Raw genomic sequence first — 22112 nt, forward strand, 5'->3', positions numbered from 1 at the left:
GGGCAGGTCGCGCGCACCGGGGGGTACGGCGGCCGCACGGGGCCGGGGGGAGATCGGGCGTGGCTCGGTTGTCGGCGAGGCGGGGCAGGCGCGGCGCTGCACCTGGCGCTCCTGGGTGGACGGGCGCCCGGCCCTCGCCATGGTCGCGCGGGTAGCGCCCTCATGGGTGCGGAGACGCCGCTCGCGGGATTGTGTCTGGGGCCTGCTGGCCGGTGTGCTCCGGGCGCCCCTCAGTCCCTGGAGTGAGGGGCGCCCCCTCAGCCGCGTCTCGGGGTCGGCGGCGATCTGGTCGTGGCCGGCGCCGGCAGCCGCCAGGACGATCGGCCTGCGCTCGGCGCCGGTGAGGTTGGGCGGAGTGCCGAAGGTCACGGCGTCTTCTCCGTCGGGGTGGTTCGGGCGGGTCGCAGCTGCTGCGGGATCGGTACGTCCGGGGCGGCGAGGTGGAACAGCAGCCTCGGTCCGAGCCGTTCCGCCTGGTCGGTCCCGACGACCAGCACGAGGTCGCCCTCGGTGGTTGTCTCGAAGATCCGCTGCTCCGGGCCGGGTTCGCACGGTCCGGAGCGGACGCGGTGGACGGCTCCTGCTCCGAGCGCCTGGCGGGCGGCCTGCTCGACAGCGTCCAGCGGATCAGGTGCGAGGTGGGCGGCAAGCGGGGTGCTGACCGGTAGCAGCACCGCGTGGTCGGCATCGCCGAGAGCGGCGCCGAGTTCGGCGGCGTGTGCGCTGGTGCGGGCGATGCCATCCGGCTCCAGGACCACGACCAGCGAGCCCTCGGTGAGCATCCGGGCGGCCGTGACGTCCTGGGCGATCTCGCGCGGGTGCCGGGCACGGGAGTCCACCACGGTGATGCCGGACTGCGTGCCGACCGTGGCCAGCGAACGCTCGACGCCGCGGAAAGCGCTGGCTCGCTCGGCGAGGGTCTGCGGGTCCTCGCCCAGGACCAGGGCGGTGGCGATGGCGGCGCACACGGCCAGGGCGTGGTGGCGGCCGGTGACCGGGAGGACGAAGGCGTGGTCCGTCCCCTCGTGTCGCAGGGTGACGCGGAAGTCCTCGCCGGTCCAGCGGGGCCTCATGATCCACACGGTATCGGCCGGGTCGGTGCCGACGGTGACCACATGCGGTCCGGGCCGGTCGCCCAGGCGCTCGCGCAGGATCTTCGCGCCGTTGTCCCAGGTGGGCAGGACGACGGTGCCGGCGCGGCGGGCGAGGCGCTCGGCGGCGTCGAGGCCGGCGATGTTGTCCTCGTAGTGCGGGGCGTTCGCGCCGGTGGACAGGATGAGCGCGGCGGCGAAGTGGGGCTCGTGGTGGAGGAAGTGCGGTGCGGGGCGGTGCTGCCGGGCGCCGGGCGGAGCGGCTTCGTGGGTGGCGGTGTCCGGGCAGAAGTCCGCGACGATACGGCCGTCCCCGGCGTGGCCGGCGCTGCCGCCGCCGGCCGGGGCGTTCAGGACCCAGCCCGTCCGGCCGTCATCCAGCACGGCGGCCAGGGCGGCTGCCGCGCTCGCGGTGCTGTGACTGCCCGCCACCGCCACCGCCTCGGACCCCGCCTGGGCGCAGATGGCCGTGAGCGCGGCGGCCCGGCCGAGAATCGGCAGCCGCAGCACCTGGGCGTGGTCGAGCTCGGGATGTGCCCCGGCGAAGACACCCGACCACACCACGGCCGTCCGGTCGGTGCGCACGTGCTCAGGCTCGAAGCCCACCCGCACCTGGACGCCGGCAGCTCTCAGCGCGGCCACCGCCGGGCTGTCCCGGTCGGCCTCGGGGACGCTGCCGGTGACGTCGGCGCCACTGCCGGCCAGCCACAGGGCCAGGCCCTTCATGCCGGGAGCGGCGACATCGACCAGGTGTACGGCCCTCAGCAGATCGGGCACGGCAGACGTGGCCGGGCCCGCGACGGGGTGGCTGCCGGGGTGGGGGGTGGTGTCCATCATGGTCTCCAACGGGAAGTCAATGGAAGGAAGTTGGGAGGGGCGGGGAGGGGGTCGACCCGCCGCCGACCCGGGGCTCATGCCTGGGTGAGACCGCGCTCCAGCTCGGTTCGGTGACGCGGGCGGCGTGGTGCTCCAGGTCCAGGCGGGCGACACCGGCCAGGTGCGCGACGACCTGCTCGCCGAGCACATCGGAGGCGAGCCGGCCGGTCTCGAACGCGGTGAGCGCCTCGGCCAGCGAGCGCGGCAGCCGGCGGTGGGTGGCGGCGCCTTTCGTCTCCGGGGCTCCGCCTGCGCCAGGGACGCATGGCCGGCGGCGGGCCTGTGCCGGACCGAAGCGCGTCCGATCGGTGGACCGTGCTGTGTCGCCTTGGTCTTCTGCTGACCGCCGTTCAGCGTTGCGAGGTACTCGGTCCTGAGTTCATCGCCTCTGGCGGGTGAGGCATCGTCGGGGCTGTCCGTCCGGCCTTGGGCGCGCGGTGTCTTCCGCGGCTGCGGTGCCCGGGGGTTTCGGGGAGCGTCTGCGACCAGGTGGCTACCGGGTTGCCGAGCCAGCGAGTGGCCGGCGGCACCTCCTCGCCGCGCATCACCAGCGAGGCCGCGCCGACCGACGAGCCCGGCCCGAGGGTGGCCCCCGGCAGGACGATCGAGTGCGGTCCGATCGACGAGCCCTCGGTCAGGTGCACCTCGTCCAGCCGCATCACCCGGTCGTGGAACAGGTGCGTCTGCAGCACCACCCCGCGGTTGACGCTGGCGCCGTCGTCCACCCGCACCAGGTCGGTCTCCGGCAGCCAGTGCGTCTCGCACCACACACCCCGGCCGATCCGGGCGCCCAGGCTGCGCAGCCAGATGTTCAGGAACGGCGTGCCGATCAGGGCCGAGCCCAGCCAAGGCATGGCGAGCGCCTCGACGAAGGTGTCGTACAGCTCGTTGCGCCAGACGAAGGTCGACCAGAGCGGGTGCTCGGCGGCCCGGAACCGGCCCAGCAGCAGCCACTTCACCAGGGTGGTGGTCACGCAGGCGGCGATGCCGGCGCCGAGCAGCACCAGACCGCCGCAGGCGATGGCGGCCGCCAGGCCGTCGGTGTCCATCACGTCCTGCAGGGCGGCGAAGGCCAGGTCGCCCAGTAGCGCGGTGCACACCACCGGCAGGAACCGGCACAGCTCCACGGCGGCCCGCGCCAGCACCAGCCGCCGGGGCGGGCTGTAGGTGCGGCTCGGGTCGCCGGTGTCCGCGACCCGGGGCAGCGCGATGCCCGGCCGGCCGAGCCAGGACGAGCCCGGCGTGGCGTGCGGCGGCGTGTCGGCGAGCACGCCGACCAACGCGTTGTCCGGCAGCTCGCGGCCGGCCGCGACGATGCCGGAGTTGCCCACGAAGGCCTGTCGGCCGACCCGGGCCGCCCCGAGCCGCAGCCAGCCGCCGCGCACCTCGAACGGTGCGATCAGGGTGTCGTCGGCGAGGAACGCACCGTCGTCCACTCGCATCAGCCCGGGCAGCGTGAGCACCGTCGAGGCCTCCACCCGGCGCCCGACCTTCGCGCCCAGCAGCCGCAGCCAGACCGGCGTGAACAGGCTGGCGTAGAACGGGAAGAGCGAGCCGCGCGCGGTGTCCATCAGCCGCGCGACCACCCAGACGCACCAGCCGACCCGGCCGTGCACCGGGTGGTACCCCGGCCTGATCGGCCGGCTGAACAGCCGGACCAGCAGCACCAGCAGCAGCGCGTAGCAGCTCACCGAGACCGCCACCAGCACCGGCGTCACCAGCATCAGCTGCAGCAGCGCGGAGCCCAGCATCCGGTCGGTGTCCAGCAGCGGGTAGGCGAGCACCAGGGCCGGCGCCGCGGAGGCCAGCGGCAGCAGGCCGAAGCCGAACAGGCCAAGGCTGTAGGTGAGTTCCCAGCGGCGGGACCGGTGATGCTCGGGGCGAGGCCAGCCGGAACCCGCAGGGGCGGCGTCGGGGACCGGGCGGGCCGGCGAGCCGTGCACGTGCGCGTCGGCCGGCGCCGGGTCGAGTACGCAGCTGCCGGGGGCGACGTCGGCCCGGGCACCGACCCGGGCGCCCGGCATCAGGGTGGACCGGGTGCCGACCCGGGCGCCCTCGCCGACCTCGACCGCGCCCAGGTGCAGCAGGTCGCCGTCCAGCCACCAGCCGGCCAGGTCGACCTCGGGCTCGATCGAGCAGCCCGCGCCGAACCGGCCGAGGCCGCTCACCGGCGGCATCGCGTGCATATGGACGTCTTCACCGATCTCACAGCCAAGTGCTCGGGCGTAGTAGCGGGCCAATGGGGTACCAGCCACTACTGCGACGTTGAACATCGCGACCGTCCGCTCGGCGGCCCACAGCCGCAGGTGCACCGAGCCGCCGCGCGGATAGCTGCCGGGCTTCACCCCGGTGGTCAGCAGCCGGGCCGTGCCGGCCCCGATCACCAGCCGCCCGGGGGCGCTGGACAGCACCGCCCAGCCGATGAGGATCAGCCACCACGGGGTGTACGGCGCTCGCAACAGGGTGCCGCCGGACAGGTTGTCCAGCGCGGCGAGGCCGAGCACCCAGCGCAGGCTGCTGACCGTGTACAGCACGGCGAGTACCAGGAACTGCACCAGACCGGCCCGGCGCGGGGTCGGCCGGACGGTCCGCTGCTCGCGCGGCGGGCCGCCCAACTCGTCCAGCCTGGCGGCCATGTCGAGCAGGCCGGGGCGGGCGTAGAGGTCCGCGATCGAGACGGCGGGGTACCGCTCGCGCAGCACCGAGACCAGCTTGGCGGCGGACAGGCTGGTGCCGCCGAGCGCGAAGAAGTCGCCGTCGGCGCCGACCGGGGTGCCCAGCAGCGCCTCCCACTGCCCGGCCAGCCAGCCGGCCGTACCGGTCGGGCGCGGGCCGTCGGCGGCGGCCGGGCCGGTGGTGGCCAGCGGCCAGGGCAGGGCGCTCCGGTCGACCTTGCCGGAGGTCTTGGTGGGCAGCTGGTCCACCACGCCGAGCACCGGCACCAGCGACTGCGGCAGTCGCTCCAGCAGCAGCGAACGGGCGGCGGCCGGGTCGAACGGGGCGCCGTCGTGCAGCACCAGGTAGCCGACCAGCACCTCGCCGCCGGCCGGGGTCTTGCGCACGGCCGCCGCGGCGGCCCGTACCCTCGGCAGTGCCTGCAGCGCGGCGTCCACCTCGCCCAGCTCGATCCGGCGGCCGGCCAGCTTGATCTGCTCGTCGGCGCGGCCGACGAAGACCAGGCCCTCCGGCTCGGCCCGCACCAGGTCACCGGAGCGGTAGACCCGCGGGCTGCGCAGGTAGGGGCTGTGGCCGTACTTCTGGGCGTCCTTCTCCGGGTCCAGGTAGCGGGCGGTGCCGACGCCGCCGATCACCAGCTCACCGGTCTCGTACCAGGCGACCGGCTTGCCCTCGCCGTCCACCACGGCGATCTCCCAGCCGTCCAGCGGGGCGCCGATCCGCACCGGCTGCCCGGGATGCATCTGCGCGGCGGTGGCGACCACGGTGGTCTCGGTCGGGCCGTAGGTGTTCCAGAACTCCCGGCCGGGCACCGCGATCCGCTCGACGAGCTCGGGCGGGCAAGCCTCGCCGCCGACGATCACCAGGCGGACCTGGGCCAGGCACTCCGCCGGCCAGAGCGCGAGCAGCGTCGGCACGGTGGAGACCACGGTGATGCCGCGCTCGACCAGCCAGGGCCCGAGGTCGGTGCCGGCCTTGACCAGCGAGCGTGGCGCGGGCACCAGGCAGGCGCCGTGCCGCCAGGCCAGCCACATCTCCTCGCAGGAGGCGTCGAAGGCGACGGACAGGCCGGCCAGCACCCGGTCGCCCGGGCCGAGCGGCCGGCGCTGCAGGAACAGCCGGGCCTCGGCGTCCACGAAGGCCGCCGCCGAGCGGTGGGTGACGGCGACGCCCTTGGGGCGGCCGGTGGTGCCGGAGGTGAAGATGATCCAGGCGTCGTCGGTCGGCGACGGCCAGGCCGGCTGCCCGCCGGGGCGGACGTGCGGGCTGGGCGTGATGGTGCGGCCGGCCCCGAGCACCGCGCAGACCTGGGCGTCCTGCCAGATCATCTCGGCCCGCTCGTCCGGGTCGTCGGCGTCCACCGGGACGTACGCGGCGCCGACCCGCAGCACGGCGAGGATGGCGAGGTAGAGGTCGGCGGTGCCGGACGGCACCCGCACACCGACCCGGTCGCCCCGGCCGATCCCCGCGGCGGCGAGTCGGCCGGCGAACTCGGCGACCTGGCGCAGCAGCGTGCGGTAGTCGAGCACCTCGCCGCCGGCGTCCAGCGCGGGGGTGTGCGGGCAGGCCTCGGCGGCCGCTACGAGGGTGTCGAGCAGCGTGCGGGCCGGGGCGGCCGGGGCGAGCGGCCAGAGCGCCCCGGCAGTTACGTCTGGAGTGACCTCGCCGGGACTTTCCGCCCCGAAATACTCGCATGTCTCCATCGAATGTCTCCATCGGCAGGGCTTCTCGATTCTCTGCCGACGGGACTCCTCATCCGCCGGCGGCCGAACGGGCGTGCAGACACCACGGCAATCACTCCGAAGTGCACGGATGAACAGAGCATCAAATGCCATTCCATGCCGGGTCTGATCTGGGGTTCGATCTCACGAGGGTCAGATGCCGAACTGAGCGTCGTACGGCGGGCTGACGTAGGAATCCGGCGGGTAAGAGGTGTTCTCGTATCCGCTGAAGGGCAGTGGCTGGGGCTGGGGCTGGGGAAGGCCTGTCGTCGTGATCTTCATACCTCCTGGCGGCATCGACCGCGGAGGGTCGGCGTCGTGATCGCAGGTGCCGTCCGTGGCCGTTGCACCGTGATGGGTTGAAACCGGGTCGGTGTCCGGCCCGGCGGATCGATTGCCGGTCGTCACCTCAGGAACGGCGGCGGGAGACCGCGACCTGGATGGCAACTGCGGGACGGGACAGGAGGTTTCCGGCCTGCGGTACGCCGCCGAGCGTATAGGCACAACGACGTCAAGGTCCGATGGCGGCATACGCCTTAAGAGGTTGCTAAGGATTCGCTCAGTCTCGTCCGTGGCCCGCAAAGGCGCTCGCTGGGTCAGGACACTGCAGGTCAGGGCCGATGTGGCGGTGGCTGTGACGCCCTTGTCGCCATGAAGTGGATCACCGGAGTGTGTCGGAAATGTCGGCCGTGCCCGCCGGGCCGGGTGAGCACTCTCCTGAATGAGCAAAACCTTATGTGTCGTTTAGGGATGGCGCTGAACGGAGCGTCGAGCGCGTGGATCTCTTAGCATCCATGTCACCAGCGGCCGATCTGCCGGGCCGTCAGCCCGTAACCGTCCTGGCCGGCCATCGCCGGAGAACGACCGCGATTGCGATCCCCCCTGTCAGCAATCGCCTCCTCCTTCCTCCCCCGACGAGGCATCAGCCGTGCCGGTGCCTCCTTCAGGAGTACTGACATGAAACACGATCCATTTCGCCATCGCGCCCGCGGTCGAAGCCGCAAGGTGATGGCGCTCAGCCTCGGCCTGGGCGGCGTGCTCACCGCCGGCGCCGCCGCTCTGGGGGTGTCCTTCGCCGCCACCACGCCCGCGCCGCCCGCCCAGCCCAACATGAACTGCACCCTGAAGGTGCCCGCCAACCCGCTCACCGCGAAGGGTCTGGCCACGCCGTACGTCCTGTCGGCCACCAACGCCGCCCAGGGGGCGTGCCACGAGGCCAACGCCAACCAGTCGGCGTTCGTCCAGGCCACCGTGGTCGACCCGGCCACCGGAGCAGTGTCCGTCTACAACCCCCTCGTGGTGGACAAGGGGACCAAACCTGCCGCCGCGCCCGTCGTTCCGGCCCTGCCGGCCGGTGCCGTCGTCGGCATCTGGTTCGGATTCACCGGCAACGTCCTGACCATGGCCGGGCAGACCGCCGCCGGAAAGTGCGTCGGCGGCACCCCGGGCGGCCAGCCGTTCGGGCAGTTCGCCTACTGCAACGCTCCCGCCTTCTTCACCGCGGCGAATGCGGCCGACAAGGCCGGCAAGCTGAAGATTCCGGCGCTGGGTACCGCCAAGGACGGCAAGCCCTGTCCGACCACCCGCGACTACGGTGTCGTTGACCAGGACCAGAGCGACAACGTCACCTCCGAGTACCTGGCGACGGCGAAAGGTACAACGGCGCAGAAGACCAAGAAGAACTCCGCTGCGTTGAGCGGGGGGATGAAGATGATGCAGCCCACCGCGTTGCTGAACGGCAGTGACAACCTGCTGCTCGACAACTTCATCGACCCCGCCCTCGGCTGCACCCCGTGGACCGCCCCGGACCTCGCCGACCCGGGCAGCAACGTCACCTCGCTCGCGCTGAACGAGCTGCAGGCGGCCAAGTTCCAGGCCGCCCCGATCGCCCTGGTCCCGCTCAGTGACCCCATGGTCCAGGAGAGCGGCAAGCAGAACCCGGCCAAGGTCGACCTTTACCGCGCGGGCGTGGACCAGCCGCCGCTGGGCGCCGCCGCCAACGGTGACTCGGCGGCGTACTGCACCGGCATGACCACGGCCGGTGCCCAACGTATCGCCCTCGACAGGCAGTTCACCACCGCGGCGGCCTCGCTGCAGGCCGGGCAGAACCTCTTCGACTTCCTCAGCCAGCGCTACACCACCTCGCTCACCAGCCTTGGCTGCCAGCAGCCCGCCCCGACTCCGACCGGCAAGCCCAGCCCGAGCCCGAGCATGAGCGGCAAGCCCACCGCGGTTCCCACGGTGTCAACCAAACCCACGGTCCCGCCGAACACGAGCGCCAAGCCCACCACCACCATCAGCCAGTTCCCGCCCTGCTGCAACGCAGGGCAGTAGGACCAGCCGCCTGGCCCGGTCCGTCCGCCCGGCGGCACCCCTGCTCGTCACCCCGGACGAGCCACCGGGGTGACGAGGAGCCCGGGTGATCGCGTTGGCGCCGGGAGAGGCCGGCGCGCTGCCGGCCACCAGCGCCGCACCTGCCAGCGGCATAACAGCAAAGAGAGTTGTGCCAATGCACTCCAGACCACGATGTCAGCGCTGCGGTTTCGGCGGGCCTGGCACCGGCCACATCTGCAATTCACAATCCGACGCCCCGTTCCCGCCGGACCCCCTCCTCGATCTGCGCATCCCGCCGTACCTCCTGGAACTCGATGCGCCGGAGGCGGGAACCGAGGCGGAGACAATCGTGCTTCCGGTCATCGGCGAACTGGATCCGTCCGCCGAGCGCCGCGCCGGTGATCCCGGTCCTGGAAGACGCCGACATCCACAGTCGTCCGGGGCTACCGCCCGCCAGCTCACCCGCAGGACGGTGCTGATCTTCGCGCTGGCCTTGACGGTGGGGGTGGTCCTGTATACGCAGATATCGGGACTGACCGCGCCGGCCGGCTCCGGGGACGGGACGGCGGTGGCCATCCCCGGCGGCCCGGTTGGGCAGAACGATTTCTCGCTCTCGCCGTTCGCGTCGCCCTCCCCGAGCGGGGCGCCGTCCCCGCAGCCGGTCGGTAGCACACCGGGCTCCGTCGCGCCGGCGCCGGCGGGCACCACGCCGAGCCCCGCCGTACCGGCGCCGGCGGGCACCACACCGGGCTCCGTCGCGTCGGCGCCGGTCGGCACCATTCGCTCGACCCCGCCCGTAGTTCCTGCCGCCCAGGTGCTGGTGGACGCCGCGTCCGGCAACTGCCTGACAGCCGGCCCGGACGGCAGCCTGCAGATCTGGACCTGCGACGGGCGCGCGACGCAGCAGTGGACCCGTACCGCCGCCGACGAACTGCGCACAGCCAACAGCACGCTCTGCCTTGCTCCCGCACAGGACTTCGGGCAGGACGGTACCCGGGTGATGGCCATCCTCTGCACCGGATCGGACAGCCAGAAGTGGACCGTGCGCCCGGACGGCAATCTGGCCAACGCCAGATCCGGGCTGTGCCTGGACGTACTTGATGGATACCGGGCCAACGGCACCCCGCTCCAACTGTGGACCTGCCCCGGCCCGGCCAGCCGGGCCTGACAACGCCGTTACGGCACAACGTCGTTGGCAATCGGTTCCGGCACGTCCCGAGGCACGGCGAAGCCAGGGGTGAGCGATCCCTTAGCGGAATCGAAAGTTCCACGGAGGCGGTGTTTCGGAGAGTGGACGGGCCTTAGTGTCGGTCTCAGTCAGCCAGGCTCTGAGGGCTTTCCGTACCGGGCTCGCGGTTTCCCCGACCGCTCCGCCCGCACGGTCCGTCTGGCAGGCGGAGTCCGGGCTTCACGCCCCTGGCACTCGCCGCGTCACCGGCCCCCGACTTCCGGCCGTTCCACTGCGGCTCCTCGCGTCCCCGACCCGCACAGTGAGGATCACTCCATGAACGACATGACCGACCCCACCGGGGCAGCCGCCCCGGAACGAGTGGTCCGCCCGCTCTGGGAACACGCCGCCGAAGTCGGTGCCCCCGCGGCGGTATCGGCCGCCGAAGCGCTGCGGCGGGTCGCCACCGACGAAGCGGTGAGTCGTCGGCCGGGGTCCCGTAGCCGCCCGGTGACTCCGGCCCACGACACTCCTGGCACTGTGGCCGGTGCCCATGACGGCACGCCGGCGTCGCCGGCCTTTCTGGAGAGCGGCATCCCGGCCCGGTCTGCGGCCGTTGTGGCGGTCCCGCGCTCGGTCGGGCAGGCAGCCGTGCCGACGTCGACCGACGGCGAGAACGCGTACCGGCCGGCCACCGCTGGATGATCGGCCGGCGGGCACGACCAGGTCTTGAATCGGCGCACCCGGCTCCGCCACCTGCCGCACCACACCCATCGGATCACCCATCCTGGAGGAACGCAGCATGGAACGCCCATCCCCAACTCCCGCTTTCCGGTATGCCGACCGGTATGCCCACTGGCGGAAAGTCCGGTATGCCGATGCCCAAGCTCACCGGAATGCCTTCCGGTATGCCTGCGCCGATGCCGGCCGGTATGCCCACCGGCGTTCCGACGTCGATGCCGACCGGTATGCCGACTATGACGGGTTCTGATCCCATTCCGGTCTTCGGCAGCCACTGGTAGGCCCGCTGCCGCAACCTGCCCGGAAGTTTACCCGTGCACTCAGGGCGGCCGCTCATCCGCGCAGGTCTCCGGTGTCGCCGGGAAGTACGTGAACCGGTCTGCCATGAGATCAGGCGGCTGCCACTCGACGAGGAGAGACCTTGAGGAAATCGAATTCGCCAAGCCGTCGTTCGGCAGCGGGGGCGTTCGGGCGGCTTCGCGCCGCTGTCGCTGGGGAGGCCTCGGAGCTGCCGCGGTTGCCCGTTCCGATCCTGGCCGTCGCGCTGGTGGTGGTCCTCGGTGTGGTCGCGACCGTGCTGCAGGCGCTCCAGCTCCCGGCGACGGCGCACAACCGCAGCGGCACGGAGGCGGTGCTCCGGTTCGTCGACTTCTTCTTCGGCGTACTGACCCTGATGGCCCTCAGCGGCAGCGTCACCCTCGGCCTGCTCGCCGCCGATCGCACGGTCCTGACACCACGTCACCGGGTAGTCGTCCAGGCGCTGCACCGCGCGCTGTCCACGGCCGCTGTGGTGACCCTGGTGATCCACATCGGGAACAAGGTCGCCGAGGGCCACGCCGCGCCGGCCACGGCCGTGGTGCCGTTCGCTCCCGGCACCCGGTTCGTGGTCGGCGTCGGCACTCTCGCCGCCGAACTACTCGTCCTCGCCGCCGTGACCGGCGCACTGCGCGGACGGTTCACCGCCAACCCCCGCCTCACCCGGCTGTGGCGGCCCATGCACTGGGTCGCCTACGCCTCCTGGCCGCTCGCCCTCGCCCACGGACTGGAGGCCGGCCGGCCAAGGGCTGGGTCATCTGGTCCTACGGCGTCAACATGGCCGCCGTCGCCTTCGTCCTGCTGATCAAGTTCCTGTACGGCGTGGGCCGGAACACCACCGGCGTCAACGCCAACCGCCGCCTGCTGGCCACCGATCTGACCACCCCCGGCGGGCGCGCGAACACCACGACATCCGGCGACCAGTTGCCGGTCTTCGGCGAATCCTCCGCCCTGCTCGCCCTCGACGTGGACCTCCCGCCCGGCGAACCCGTGGCCACCGAAGAACCCGCGAGCGCGCAACCCGCCACCACCCGATGGGACACCGGCGAACTCAACGCGATGCTCGTCGCCGGGCACCAGCAGTACCTGGCCGAACAGGCGGCGCTCCAACAGCAGCAGTACCAGGCCATGCCCCAGACACCCGCCACGTTCTGGGCCCCCCAGGCAATCGCGCCCGCGCTCGACCCCCGACAGCAGCAGGCGTACCCCCAGCCGTACCCGCCCCAGGCCTTCCCCGGCCAGCCCGGGTCCGCGTATCCGGCCGGCGTCGAGGCGCAGTACCCGTCCACGGACCTGACCTGGACCACCGGTGTCCAGTGGCCTCAGCCCACCCAGCCCCAGCCTCCCATGTACATCATCGACTCCTGGCAGAACCGCTGATGGGCGTCAACCAATGCCCTGCGCCGGCCCTGCGCTCCACCGCGACCGACAACTCGTCTCGCTCCGCACGATCGGGTCCACCAAGCGGCGTGTTTCGGCTGTCGGGCCGACGCCCGCTCCTTCGCTATCGGCAGGCCCCGCCCAGGATTCGGATCGATGCACTGTCGATCGTGTCCGTACCGCCACTCCTTCGACGTCCGACGACAAAAGGATCAACGCATGCCCAGAACACCGAACAGACACCAGTCCCGGCCCGACAGAAGCCGGGTGGCCACGCTCAGCCTGACTCTCGGTGGGCTGCTCGCCGTCGGCGCGTCCTTGCTGAGCGTCTCCTTCGCCGACACCGTCCCCGTCGCCGCCCCGCCCGCCCCGGACTGCACGCTCACCGTGCCCGACGCACCACTCACCGCCCGCGGGCTGGCCACCCCCTATGTCCTGACAGCCACCGACCCCGCCAAGGGCCCTTGCCACGAGAGCAACTCGCACCAGGCGGCCTTCGTGCAGGCCACCGTGCTCGACCCGGACACCGGAAAGGTCTTCGTTTACAACCCGTTGGTGACCGACAAGGGCAGTGAGCCCGCCGTCGCCCCGGTTCTGCCCAAGCTGCCCGAACACGCTGTCGTCGGCGTCTGGTTCAGCTTCGACGGCAATACCCTCACCCTGGCCGGCCACGCCGCCGCCGGCAAGTGCGCAGGCCGATCACCGATGCAGCCGTTCGGCCAGTTCGCCTCCTGCAATGCCGCCGAGTTCTTCAACTCTGCGTGGTCCGCGCAGAGCGCCGGTCGGCTCGTCGTGCCGCCGCTGGGCATGGCCCGTGACGGCCGCCCCTGCCCGACCACCCGCGACCTGGGCATCGTCGGGCAGGACCACGACGGCAACGTGACCACCGAGTACCTGATCACCGCACGCGGTGCGACAGCACAGCGGACCGCCGCCACCACCGGCCGGCTGTCCGGCTCGACCGTGGCACGCAGCGCCGTCGCGCCGTCCACCGGCAGCGACAACCTGCTGCTCACGAACTTCATCGACCCGGCGCTCGGCTGCACCCCGTGGACGGCTCCCGACCTGGCAGACCCGGGCAGTAGGGTCACCTCGCTCGCCCTGAACGAGCTCCAGGTAGCCAACTTCAAGGCATCCCCCGTGGGCCTGGTCCCGCTCACCGGAAGCCCCACCGGCCCGCCGCCCGTGGGAGGCAAGGACCGGACCCGGCAGTTCCCCGCTGACGGCAACCCGCCGCCGGCCGATCACGCCACAACCACGGATCTTCGCACCTACTGTCAGGCCCTCGCCACCGTGGACACCCAACGGCTCCTACGGGACAAGGAGTTCACTGCCAAGGCCGCCTCGCCGCAGCCTGGACGCACGCTGTTCGACTTCCTGAACCAGCGGTTCGCCGACTCCTTCACCGGCCTAGGCTGCCGCCAGGTCCTCGCGCCGGCCCCCAGCCCGACAGCCGGCGGAACGCCGACCGTCACGCCCAGCCCCACGGCTGGCGGAAAGCCGATCGCCACTCCCAGTCAGGCAGCCGGCGGAACGCCGACCGCCATGCCCATCCAGATCCCGTCGGCCTTCGGCAACCACTTCTGAGCTTGTCGTTCAACCTCGCCGGTCACTCGGCCTGCTGAGATCCCCGGGAACCGGGGACAGGCGACGCGGCCGTTCTCCACGCTTCGAGATGTCCGGTAACGAAGTACGAGAGAACGGCCGCTGCCTGTGAGTCTCCCAGCCGACGAGATGCTGGTCGTCACGGACTCCGGCTACGACGTCGCTGGCGGTGAGCTTGTCGAAGGCGTCCCGCAGCTTCGGTTCGCTGTTGGACGGCCCTTTGTCGAAGACGGTCTTGCCTGCGGCGGTCAGACCGTGGCCGTGGTGGGTGCCCTTGCCGACGTCCAGGCCGGGAAGACCGCCGTGTCACTGGTGTCGAGCACCGAACCCCTCGAGGGTCACTCCTGGCGTCCTGGGGCCGGAGTATCGGCCAGTTCGTCGCCCCGCCGGGATGGAATATGTGTCGCGGGAGATCTCCCGCACGCCACGCCGCCTGCGATCCGCGGGCAGTCCGGCCGTGCCCCCGGCGCGCGGTGCCGGTGTCCGGGTCCCGGGTCAGCCCATGGTGAAGAGGAAGCTGTCGGAGTTGTAGTAGTTCGGCAGGTGCATCAGAAGTGATCCCGGGTGCGGTGGATTCGCCTTCGTCCAGTCTTGGGGGCCCAGGAGGTGCGCGGGATAGTCGCTGGAGGGGACCGGTGGAACGAACAGGAGGCGGAATGCGGCTGCCTGGGCGTCCGGAGCGAATCGCCAGAGTTGCTCGGCTGTATCGGATCGGCAGGCCGTGAGGGTGACAGTGACACTGTTTCCGCCCGTGGTGGTGCCGTCGAGACATGTCCCGGTGCCGGTGTTGCGCAGCTGGTAGGTGTCCTGTCCGGCCGGTAGCCGCTGCCAGCGCTGGGTGGCCTGGCCGTTGCATGGCTGGAGCTGAAGCGGGCCGGCGGTCTGTGCGGCGGTCGTGAGGCCGACGCAGAGCTCCGAGCCGTGGTTGACGAGCGGAAGCCCTGCGGCGACCGGTTGCGTGGGTGAAGGGGTGGTGTTGGTGGGCATGGCGGTCACCGGTCGGGTGGGCGATGGGGGGGTGCTGGTGGGAACCGCGGCTGAGGCGGAGGCGGTGGGCGGAAGGGAGGACATTGCGGCCGGGCCGATTTCCGGCGGCGCATCGTCGGAGCCGTTGGTCGGCAGTGACCTGCCGGGAGCGGGCAGGGTCGGGGCGTCGACCGGCTGCGGATGTTCTCCGGCCCTCTCCACTGTGGTGAGGAGCAGGCCGGCGATGGCGAGTGCGGCCAGGGCGCCGGCGCCTGCCGCGGCGAGGGGTATGAGCAGGCGCCAACCGGTTCGGCCGTCGGTGCGTGCCGCTCGGGGCAGGCGCCGGTTCCTGTCGTGGGTGCCGGGGTTGGGATCGTCGGATTTCGGATCGATGGGCGTCGGGTCCTGGGGCTCCTGCTCGGGTGCGAGGGCCATGGCCGAGGGCGATGATCCCGCGTCCCACAGCACCAGTGCCTTGAGCAGGGCGGGCCGTTGCCAGGTGCGAATGGCGTCGAGGTCGGCCCGGAGACTTTGGCAACTCTCGCACTTGGCGAGGTGGCGGTCGAGGTCGTCGGCTTCGCCGCTACCGGCGTGGCGGACGTGGTCGCCGAGGCGTGCGGCCAGGTGCCGGCAGGAGCGCTGGGGCGCGCGGGAGGCGTAGGCCTGGAGGCAGGCGTCCTGGAGACGGCGCCCGACAGGGCTGTCGGTGCACGGGGCGGGCGACCCGGTCGTGTCGTCGAGGCGCTGCCACAGATCTTCCTGCCGTGCCGCGGGCAGGCTTTCGAACGCGCTCAGGATGAGCGAGTCCGCTTCCGCTGCGGTGAGCGCCGCACGCGCCGACGCAGCTCCGTCGCCGGGCCGGGGAAGGTCTGCGAGCCAGGCGGTGAAGGCCGGGCTCAGTGTCGATCCGCGTCCCGTGTCGGCCCATTCGGCAGCTGTCCTGGTCACCTCGGCCAGAAGGTGCAGGCGGCTCGGGGCCGGGTCGCTGCCGGGGCCGCAGGCTTCCACTGCTCGCTGCCACGCCTCGTTCGCGAGCTCCTGCGCGGCGCGGCTGTCGGCGCTGCACGTGTTGGCGTACGCCGACACGGCCTCCTGGTGACGGTTCGTCGGCTGCGTGGCGCTGGGTTCGTCCGGCTGTCGGCTGCCCGGGAGCCGGTGTGCGGAATCGGCTTCCGGGCTCGTCGCGGTCCCCGAATGTGGCATCTTCACTCCTGAGCATGCCGGTGGGAAGGCAAGTTGTCGGACAGTCACTGCTCGGCCCGGCGCGAGGGCGGGGCCGGGCGCTGCGGGCCGGCCGGAGGATGCCGTGGGTGAGGCACCCCGCGCGGCGCCGTGACCAGTGGATTCAATGGCGGGCGTTCCCCGGGGGGATCTCCGGACCCGGCGCCGCCGAGGTCCACCGGTGGCGACCTTGGCGGGAGGGGGAATTTACCAGCTGGTAGCGGTCAGCAAAAGATGATGATCCATCAGTGTGCGAATTATCTGTGAGACGTTCCGTCAGTAACGGGTTCTTTCGGGTCTGTGTTCGGGCTGCGTGCGGAATGGAGTCGAGCCTCGCTGTGTCCCGGTCCGTCAGCCGTGTCGGCCGCGCGGCTTCTGCGTTCCCCGCCGGCGGTTGCGCCAAGGACGGCCGAGGGGCCGTCGGTCCTGGGCCGCCAGCGCGAGGTCCACCTCCACCCGTGCTCCGCCCAGCGGGCCGGGCCCGATGCGAAGGCGGCCGCGGGTGGACTCGGCCGCGCTGCGCGCGATGTCCAGGCCGAGGCCGGTCGATCCGGCGCCGCTGGTTCCTCGGGAGAGCGCGACGGCCGGGTCCGCGATGCCGGGCCCGTCGTCCTCGACCACCAGGACGACGCTCTGGGCTGTCCGCCGTACGCTCACGGCGAAACGGGTGGCATCCGGGGTATGCCGGAACACGTTGCCCACCAGGGCATCGACCACGGCCGCGACGTGATCGCCCGGCAGCTGAACGGGCGTTGGCTCGTCCGTCGCCTCGAAGGTGCAGACCCGACCCTGTTGCTCGGCGAGGACGGCCCAGAAGCCGACGCGGTGGGCGGCGACCTCGGACACCTGGCATGACTCACCCGGGGCCGGGCCGGGCAGTCCGGTGCCCGTGGCGCGTGGCGCGACGCCGGACTCAGCCCTGGTGGACCTGGTGGACAGGGGCGTGCGGGCGGCGACGATGATCGCGTCCAGTTCGTCCTCGAGTTGTTCGACCGCTTTCGCCAGCTGGGGTGCGGCCGGTGTGGGGCCGATGCGTTCGGCTGCGAGGCGCAGTGCGGTCATCGGGGTGCGCAGTCGGTGCGACAGGTCGGCCACCAGCTCCCGCTCGGTCGCCAGCAGCTGCCTGACCCGGTCGGCCATGGTGTTGAAGGCGTCGCCGACCGCCCTGAGGTCGGGCGGGCCGGTGGGTTCGACGCGGATGTCGAGGTCACCCGCGCCAAGGGCTGCTGCGGCGTGGGACAGCTTGCGGGAGGCGCGTACCACGCGGGCGCCGAGGCGGTCGGCGACCAGCACCGAGCCGATGACCAGTCCGGTGGCGAGCAGGGCCATGATGGTCCAGGCGCGGGTCAGTCCGCGGTTCAGCTCCGAATTGGGCACGAACTCCTCGATCACGGCGATCTGGTCGTGCCCGAGCAGGACGGGTTGGAGGTAGTCCCGGCCTCCGGGAACGTCGCCGATCAGAGCGGTCCTGCCCTGCGTCGCCCGGTTCAGCAACGGGGTTTCGGCGTGCGTGGTGCCCAGCCGGCTGCCGTCGGGCAGATGGATGCAGAGCTGGCCCGTGGTGTCCGCGCGGGCCACCGCCTTGGCGAGATCGGCCTGGTCCGTGCCCAGGGTCAGCAGCGGCATCGCGGTGTTCACGCGTTGCTCGGCGGCGAGCATCGCCTGGGTCTGGACGTGGGTGCGCAGGAGCAGGGCCAGCGGGACGAGGAACGACACGGTGACCATGACCGTCACGGCGAGTGCGACCGTGGCAAGGGCGGATCTCACCGGGGCGACACCAGTTTCACACCGACGCCCCGGACGGTGTGCAGGAAGCGCGGCCGGGCGGCGCGCTCGCCCAACTTCCGGCGCAGGCAGGACAGGTGCACGTCCACGGTCTGCTCATCCACGTACGTCTGCCGCCACACCTCGGCGAGCAGCTGTCGTTTGGAGATCACCCGGTCGGCGTTCAGTGCCAGGAACGACAGCAGGTCGAACTCGCGTCGGGTCAGGCCGATCTCGCGGCCGGCGAGATGGACCGTCCGGGCGAGCGGGTCGATCCGCAGCTCGCCCAGCACCAGCGGCCCGGGGCCCGCCCCGGGGACGCCGCCCCCGGGGGAGAACGTGCGAGCGGGGCTGGTGCAGCGACGCAGGACGGCGGTCAGCCGGGCGAGCAACTGCCCGCCGGAGAACGGCTTGACCAGGTAGTCGTCCGCACCCGCGTTGAGCAGCTTGATGATCTCGGCGTCGTCGTCCCGCGCGGTCGCCACCAGCACGGGGACCTGGGACAGGCCGCGGATCATCTTCAGCGCGTCGGCGCCGTCGAGGTCCGGCAGGCCGAGGTCCAGCACCACCGCGTCCGGCTGCCACTGGGCGACCTCGCGCAGTGCGCCGAACCCGTCGGGGGAGCTGCGCACCACCATCTGGTGGCCGGCCAGCAGTTCTATCAGCGAGGCACGGATGGCCGGGTCGTCTTCCACCACGAGGACGGATGTCATGGCGCACACCGTAGCCGACGGGCCGATCCGGCTGACAATGTCTTCGAACCGGTGGGTGGGCAGGGGCGGGTACACCGGGCCATCCGGTCGGCCACGGCCCCGCCCGTCATGGATTTCCGCTGGTCAGCGGGGTAATGCAGACGGGATTCGGGGAAGTTTAGCGGAGGCTTAGGGCTTCCTTAGCGGAGGTACAGCGAGCGGTCTCGGCTGGGTGGCCGCGGCTGCCGGAGTACCACGGCCCGCCCTCGGGAACTGCCGACACACCATCGGCGGCGGCATCGGTCGGCACCGATCGTGGACGGTTCCGGCGGGCGCGGCTGGATGCCGCGCCCGCCGGGGGCGCTGTTCGGACGGGGCCGGTGTTCGGACGGGGGCGGGCGACACGGCGGTCGGCCGGTGCGCCGGTGCGTGCGTCCTCGGACCCGTTCGCCCTGATCGCTCGCCGACGTGGTCAGGAGACGTTGAGGGCGGTGTCGTCGATCACGAAGCTGGTCTGCTCGGCGCCCGTGGCCTCGACTCCGGTGAAGGTGATCGTCACCTTCTGGCCTGCGAAGGCCGAGAGGTCGAGGGTCTTGTGCACATAGCCGTCGGCTGCGTCCCGGTTGGTGTAGGTGGCCAGGGCGGTCGAGTTGGCCTTGACGGTCAGGGTGTCGGCGCCGGTGGACGGGTCGCAGCTGGCGACGTGCAGCCAGAAGCTGAGGCCGGCCCTGCAGCCGGCCGGGACGGTCACCTGCTGTGACAGGGTGTCGGTTGCGGGGGAGGCGTAACCTCCCAACCAGGCGTCCCAGTTGCCCGAGTGGGGCTGCATTCCCGTGGAGTCGTAGATCACGGCGTCGGTGGCCGTCCATGGCGCGGCCGCACCGGTCTCGAAGCCGGGATTGCCGAGCAACTGCGCCGGGGAACAGGTGGCGGAGGCCCGGGTGGGGGTCGGCTTGCCGGTCGGGGTGGCGGTGGGCTTGGCGGTCGCCGTGGTCCTGCTCGACGGCGAAGGACCGGTGGTGGTCGGTGTCGCGGTCGGCGTCGGCTGCTGGCAGCCGAGGTTGGTGCGGGAGGCGGCGAGGCGCTGGGTGAGGAAGTCGAAGAGGTTCTGGCCGTCCTGGGGTGAGGGGACGGCGGCGGTGAACTGCTTGTCGAGGTTGACGCGCTGGGCGCCGAGTGTGGCGAGGTCGGTGCAGTACGCCGCCGGGTCGCCATTGGCCGCTGTGCTGAGCGCGGGCTGATTCACGCCCGCGCGGTAGAGATTGGTCTTGTTGCGGTTCTGCTGGTTGTTCTCGTTGACCATCGGGTCGCTGAGCGGGACGAGCGCGACGGGCGCCGCCTGGTGCTTGGCGGCCTGGAGTTCGTTGAGTGCGAGCGAGGTGACCTTGCTGCCCGGGTCGGCGAGATCGGGGGCCGTCCACGGGGTGCACCCCAGTGCAGGGTCCAGGAAGTTGTCGAGCAGCAGGTTGTCGCTGCCGTTGAGCAATGCGGCGGGTTGCGTCGTTCCCCCGCCGCTCATGGCGGAGAGATTCTTCGCGGTCTTCTGGGCGGTCGCGCCCTGGGCGGTGGACAGGTACTCGGTGGTGACGTTGTCGCTCTGGTCCTGGTCGACCACGCTGAAGTCACGCGTGGTCGGGCAGGGCTTGCCGTCGCGGGCCGTGCCCAGCGGCGGGACAGCGAGCTTGCCCGCCGCTTCCGCAGTGTTGGCGGCGGTGAAGAAGGCCGGCGCGTTGCAGTAGGCGAACTGACCGAAGGGTTGTCCACCCGGCGTGCCGCCCGTGCACTTTCCGGCGGTGGTCTGGCCGGCCAGGGTGAGGACGTTGCCGTTGTAGCCGAACCAGATCCCCACCACGGCGTTCGCCGGCAAGGTCGGGACGACCGGCGCCACGGCGGGGGCGGATTCCTTGTCGATGACCAGGGGACTGTAGACGGATATCGCGCCGGTGGCCGGGTCGAGGACGGTGGCCTGGACGAACGCTGACTGGTTGCCGTTGGACTCGTGGCAGGCTCCCTGTGCCGGAACGGTCGCCTCCAACGTGTAGGGCGTGGCCAGGCCTTGGGCGGTGAGTGGGTTGGCCGGAACCTTGATGGTGCAGTTCGGGTTGGGCTGGGCCGCCGCGTCGGCGTGCGGCGCGGCCGGCGTGGTGGCGGCGAAGGACACGCCCAGGACGGCGGCGCCCGCGCTGAGTACAGCGGCGAGGCCGAGGGCGGGCCTGGTCACCCGGCGGCTTCGGCCGGGGGAGCGGTGATGAGCTGATCGTGAGGTCATGTGGGTCCTCCGGCAAGGGTGCCGTGACGGCGCAATGAGGGGCTGGGGGAGCAGCCGCACGCGGACCGGTACTCGGGTCCACGCGGAAGTCCGCTTCGGGGGCCGCAGCCGGGGAGCGGGTCTCAACCTGCTTCGAACAGCGGCGTGTTCGATCGTAGGAGGCGGAAGGGCTCGATGGCGTCGGCAGCGAGATCCCCTAAAAGTCGCCTAAGGACCAGCTCATCTGACGGACCGCTGCCGATGCCTCCGTCGCCCCTGCCACCACCCGACCGGGAGCACGAGCGCGCCCAACGCGGGCGGCGCGGACGGAGGCTGCGCCGGGAAATGATCGGGATCGGGAGACGGTCGAGCGTGCCCCAGGCCTTCGGCCGCGGCCGGCAGCGAGGAGAGCGAAGCGGGTGCGTCCAGGTGCCGGATCCGCGGGACCGGCCAGACGATCGCAACCGCCCGACCCACCACGCTCGTCAGCGGAATGGTTCCTTGGCCCGGACTCCCCATGTGGAAGCGGGAGTCGGCGGACACATCGCGATGGTCGCCCATCACCCAGAGCCGTCCCGCGGGCACGGTGACGTCGAACGTCTGCTGAGAGGGCGCATTGCCCGGCGCGAGATAGGGCTCGTTCACCGCGACGCCGTTGACGGTGATCCTGCCGTGGTCGTCGCAGCAGGCCACGGTGTCGCCGCCGACCCCGATCACCCGCTTGATCAGGTTCCGCTTGTCGTCCGCGGGGAACAGGCCGACGAAGGAGAAGGCGGTCTTCACCGTGCGCAACACCGGCCCGTCCGACGCGTTCTGTCGATCTGTCTCCAGCCAGCCGCCAGGGTCCTGGAACACCACCACGTCACCGCGGTGCGGCTGGCCGCCGAACCACGGGCTGAGCTTGTCGACCACGACCCGGTCGCCGATGCCGAGCGTGTTCTGCATCGAACCTGACGGAATCACGAACATCTGCGTCAGGAAGGTCTTCAGCAACAGGGCCAGCACTAGTGCCACCAGCGTGATCAGTGGCAGCTCGAACAGGCGGGAACGCTTCCGCCGGCGCACCGCACGCCGGGCGACCCTGCGCCGCTCGGCCCGCCCCCGAGCGGCACCGTGGCGCACCCGCCGCCGCGAACCGTGAAAGCCTCGAGTTCTCATCGGCGGGAGCTTAGCGACCATTTGCGGGTGAGGGCCGATACGCGCGTCGGTGAAAGTCGCCGGCCATTCCGAAAATCCCTGGATCACCGGGGAGGCGAGCTTTCCCATCACCTTTCGATAAAGCCGACCTAAGCCTTCTCTAACGGTTCTTCGGCA

15 protein-coding genes and 1 pseudogene are annotated in these 22112 nt (G+C 71.7%); 6 read left to right on the forward strand and 10 right to left on the reverse strand.

Going from position 1 to position 22112, the window contains the following annotated elements:
* The 3 genes from KV557_RS37845 to KV557_RS37855 form a co-directional block, all read right to left on the reverse strand.
* Nucleotides 1–369 (reverse strand): hypothetical protein (locus KV557_RS37845; RefSeq protein ID WP_218206156.1); only part of this gene is annotated, 369 nt, incomplete at its 3' end.
* Nucleotides 366–1928: a Mur ligase domain-containing protein gene (locus KV557_RS37850; RefSeq protein WP_218206157.1), complete on the reverse strand. Its 1563-nt coding sequence runs from the start codon at nucleotides 1926–1928 to the stop codon at nucleotides 366–368. The genes KV557_RS37850 and KV557_RS37845, both read right to left, overlap by 4 nt.
* 389 nt (nucleotides 1929–2317) lie before the next feature.
* Nucleotides 2318–6346, reverse strand: coding sequence for a Pls/PosA family non-ribosomal peptide synthetase (locus KV557_RS37855; RefSeq protein WP_218206158.1), 4029 nt, complete (start codon nucleotides 6344–6346; stop codon nucleotides 2318–2320).
* 1026 nt (nucleotides 6347–7372) lie between these two features.
* On the opposite strand from KV557_RS37855, the gene KV557_RS37860 reads away from it, so the two are divergent.
* The 3 genes from KV557_RS37860 (at nucleotide 7373) to KV557_RS37870 (ending at nucleotide 10571) form a co-directional block, all read left to right on the forward strand.
* Complete coding sequence (locus KV557_RS37860) at nucleotides 7373–8698, forward strand: hypothetical protein (protein ID WP_218206160.1); 1326 nt, start codon at nucleotides 7373–7375, stop codon at nucleotides 8696–8698.
* A gap of 85 nt (nucleotides 8699–8783) precedes the next feature.
* On the forward strand, nucleotides 8784–9866 hold the full coding sequence (locus KV557_RS37865; protein ID WP_218206162.1) for an RICIN domain-containing protein: 1083 nt from the start codon (nucleotides 8784–8786) through the stop codon (nucleotides 9864–9866).
* A 336-nt stretch (nucleotides 9867–10202) separates the two neighbouring features.
* Complete coding sequence (locus KV557_RS37870; protein ID WP_218206163.1) at nucleotides 10203–10571, forward strand: hypothetical protein; 369 nt, start codon at nucleotides 10203–10205, stop codon at nucleotides 10569–10571.
* A 73-nt stretch (nucleotides 10572–10644) separates the two neighbouring features.
* Here the strand turns inward: KV557_RS37870 and KV557_RS37875 are convergent, their stop codons facing one another.
* Nucleotides 10645–10902 (reverse strand): hypothetical protein, encoded by a 258-nt coding sequence (locus tag KV557_RS37875; RefSeq protein ID WP_218206166.1) that lies wholly within the window; start codon nucleotides 10900–10902, stop codon nucleotides 10645–10647.
* A 222-nt stretch (nucleotides 10903–11124) separates the two neighbouring features.
* Between KV557_RS37875 and KV557_RS37880 the strand changes: the two genes are divergently transcribed.
* The 3 genes from KV557_RS37880 to KV557_RS37890 all read left to right on the forward strand — a co-directional run bounded on the left by KV557_RS37880 (nucleotide 11125) and on the right by KV557_RS37890 (nucleotide 13889).
* Nucleotides 11125–11727: a hypothetical protein gene (locus KV557_RS37880; protein WP_218206169.1), complete on the forward strand. Its 603-nt coding sequence runs from the start codon at nucleotides 11125–11127 to the stop codon at nucleotides 11725–11727.
* Nucleotides 11700–12302 (forward strand): hypothetical protein, encoded by a 603-nt coding sequence (locus tag KV557_RS37885; RefSeq protein ID WP_218206171.1) that lies wholly within the window; start codon nucleotides 11700–11702, stop codon nucleotides 12300–12302. Before KV557_RS37880 ends, KV557_RS37885 begins: the two co-directional genes overlap by 28 nt.
* A 267-nt stretch (nucleotides 12303–12569) precedes the next feature.
* Nucleotides 12570–13889, forward strand: a complete 1320-nt coding sequence (locus KV557_RS37890) for a hypothetical protein (protein ID WP_218206173.1) — start codon at nucleotides 12570–12572, stop codon at nucleotides 13887–13889.
* A gap of 183 nt (nucleotides 13890–14072) precedes the next feature.
* Here the strand turns inward: KV557_RS37890 and KV557_RS37895 are convergent.
* The 6 genes and pseudogenes from KV557_RS37895 to lepB form a co-directional block, all read right to left on the reverse strand.
* A pseudogene (locus tag KV557_RS37895) lies at nucleotides 14073–14230 on the reverse strand (IS110 family transposase); the annotation flags it as partial.
* Nucleotides 14231–14402: 172 nt separating this feature from the next.
* On the reverse strand, nucleotides 14403–15959 hold the full coding sequence (locus KV557_RS44675; protein ID WP_218206176.1) for an RICIN domain-containing protein: 1557 nt from the start codon (nucleotides 15957–15959) through the stop codon (nucleotides 14403–14405).
* Nucleotides 15960–16445: 486 nt separating this feature from the next.
* Nucleotides 16446–17861: a sensor histidine kinase gene (locus tag KV557_RS37905; protein WP_218206178.1), complete on the reverse strand. Its 1416-nt coding sequence runs from the start codon at nucleotides 17859–17861 to the stop codon at nucleotides 16446–16448.
* Nucleotides 17858–18571: a response regulator transcription factor gene (locus KV557_RS37910; protein ID WP_218206180.1), complete on the reverse strand. Its 714-nt coding sequence runs from the start codon at nucleotides 18569–18571 to the stop codon at nucleotides 17858–17860. The genes KV557_RS37905 and KV557_RS37910 overlap by 4 nt, the downstream gene beginning before the upstream one ends.
* Before the next feature lie 451 nt (nucleotides 18572–19022).
* A complete protein-coding gene (locus tag KV557_RS37915) occupies nucleotides 19023–20771 on the reverse strand; it encodes an immune inhibitor A (RefSeq protein ID WP_218206182.1) in 1749 nt (582 codons plus the stop codon).
* 267 nt (nucleotides 20772–21038) lie between these two features.
* Entirely contained in the window at nucleotides 21039–22064 is a 1026-nt protein-coding gene (gene lepB / locus KV557_RS37920; protein WP_256178549.1) for a signal peptidase I, read from the reverse strand.
* Nucleotides 22065–22112 lie beyond the last annotated feature (48 nt).

This window comes from Kitasatospora aureofaciens (genome assembly GCF_019192735.1).
Lineage (GTDB): Bacteria > Actinomycetota > Actinomycetes > Streptomycetales > Streptomycetaceae > Kitasatospora > Kitasatospora aureofaciens_A.

What these genes read in the sequence shown, in the direction of transcription:
- KV557_RS37850 (WP_218206157.1), bottom strand. Translation starts at nt 1,928, where the DNA reads ATGATGGACACCACCCCCCACCCCGGCAGCCACCCCGTCGCGGGCCCG.
- KV557_RS37855 (WP_218206158.1), bottom strand. Translation starts at nt 6,346, where the DNA reads ATGGAGACATGCGAGTATTTCGGGGCGGAAAGTCCCGGCGAGGTCACT.
- KV557_RS37860 (WP_218206160.1), top strand. Translation starts at nt 7,373, where the DNA reads ATGGCGCTCAGCCTCGGCCTGGGCGGCGTGCTCACCGCCGGCGCCGCC.
- KV557_RS37870 (WP_218206163.1), top strand. Translation starts at nt 10,203, where the DNA reads ATGAACGACATGACCGACCCCACCGGGGCAGCCGCCCCGGAACGAGTG.
- KV557_RS37885 (WP_218206171.1), top strand. Translation starts at nt 11,700, where the DNA reads ATGGCCGCCGTCGCCTTCGTCCTGCTGATCAAGTTCCTGTACGGCGTG.
- KV557_RS37910 (WP_218206180.1), bottom strand. Translation starts at nt 18,571, where the DNA reads ATGACATCCGTCCTCGTGGTGGAAGACGACCCGGCCATCCGTGCCTCG.
- lepB (WP_256178549.1), bottom strand. Translation starts at nt 22,064, where the DNA reads ATGGGAAAGCTCGCCTCCCCGGTGATCCAGGGATTTTCGGAATGGCCG.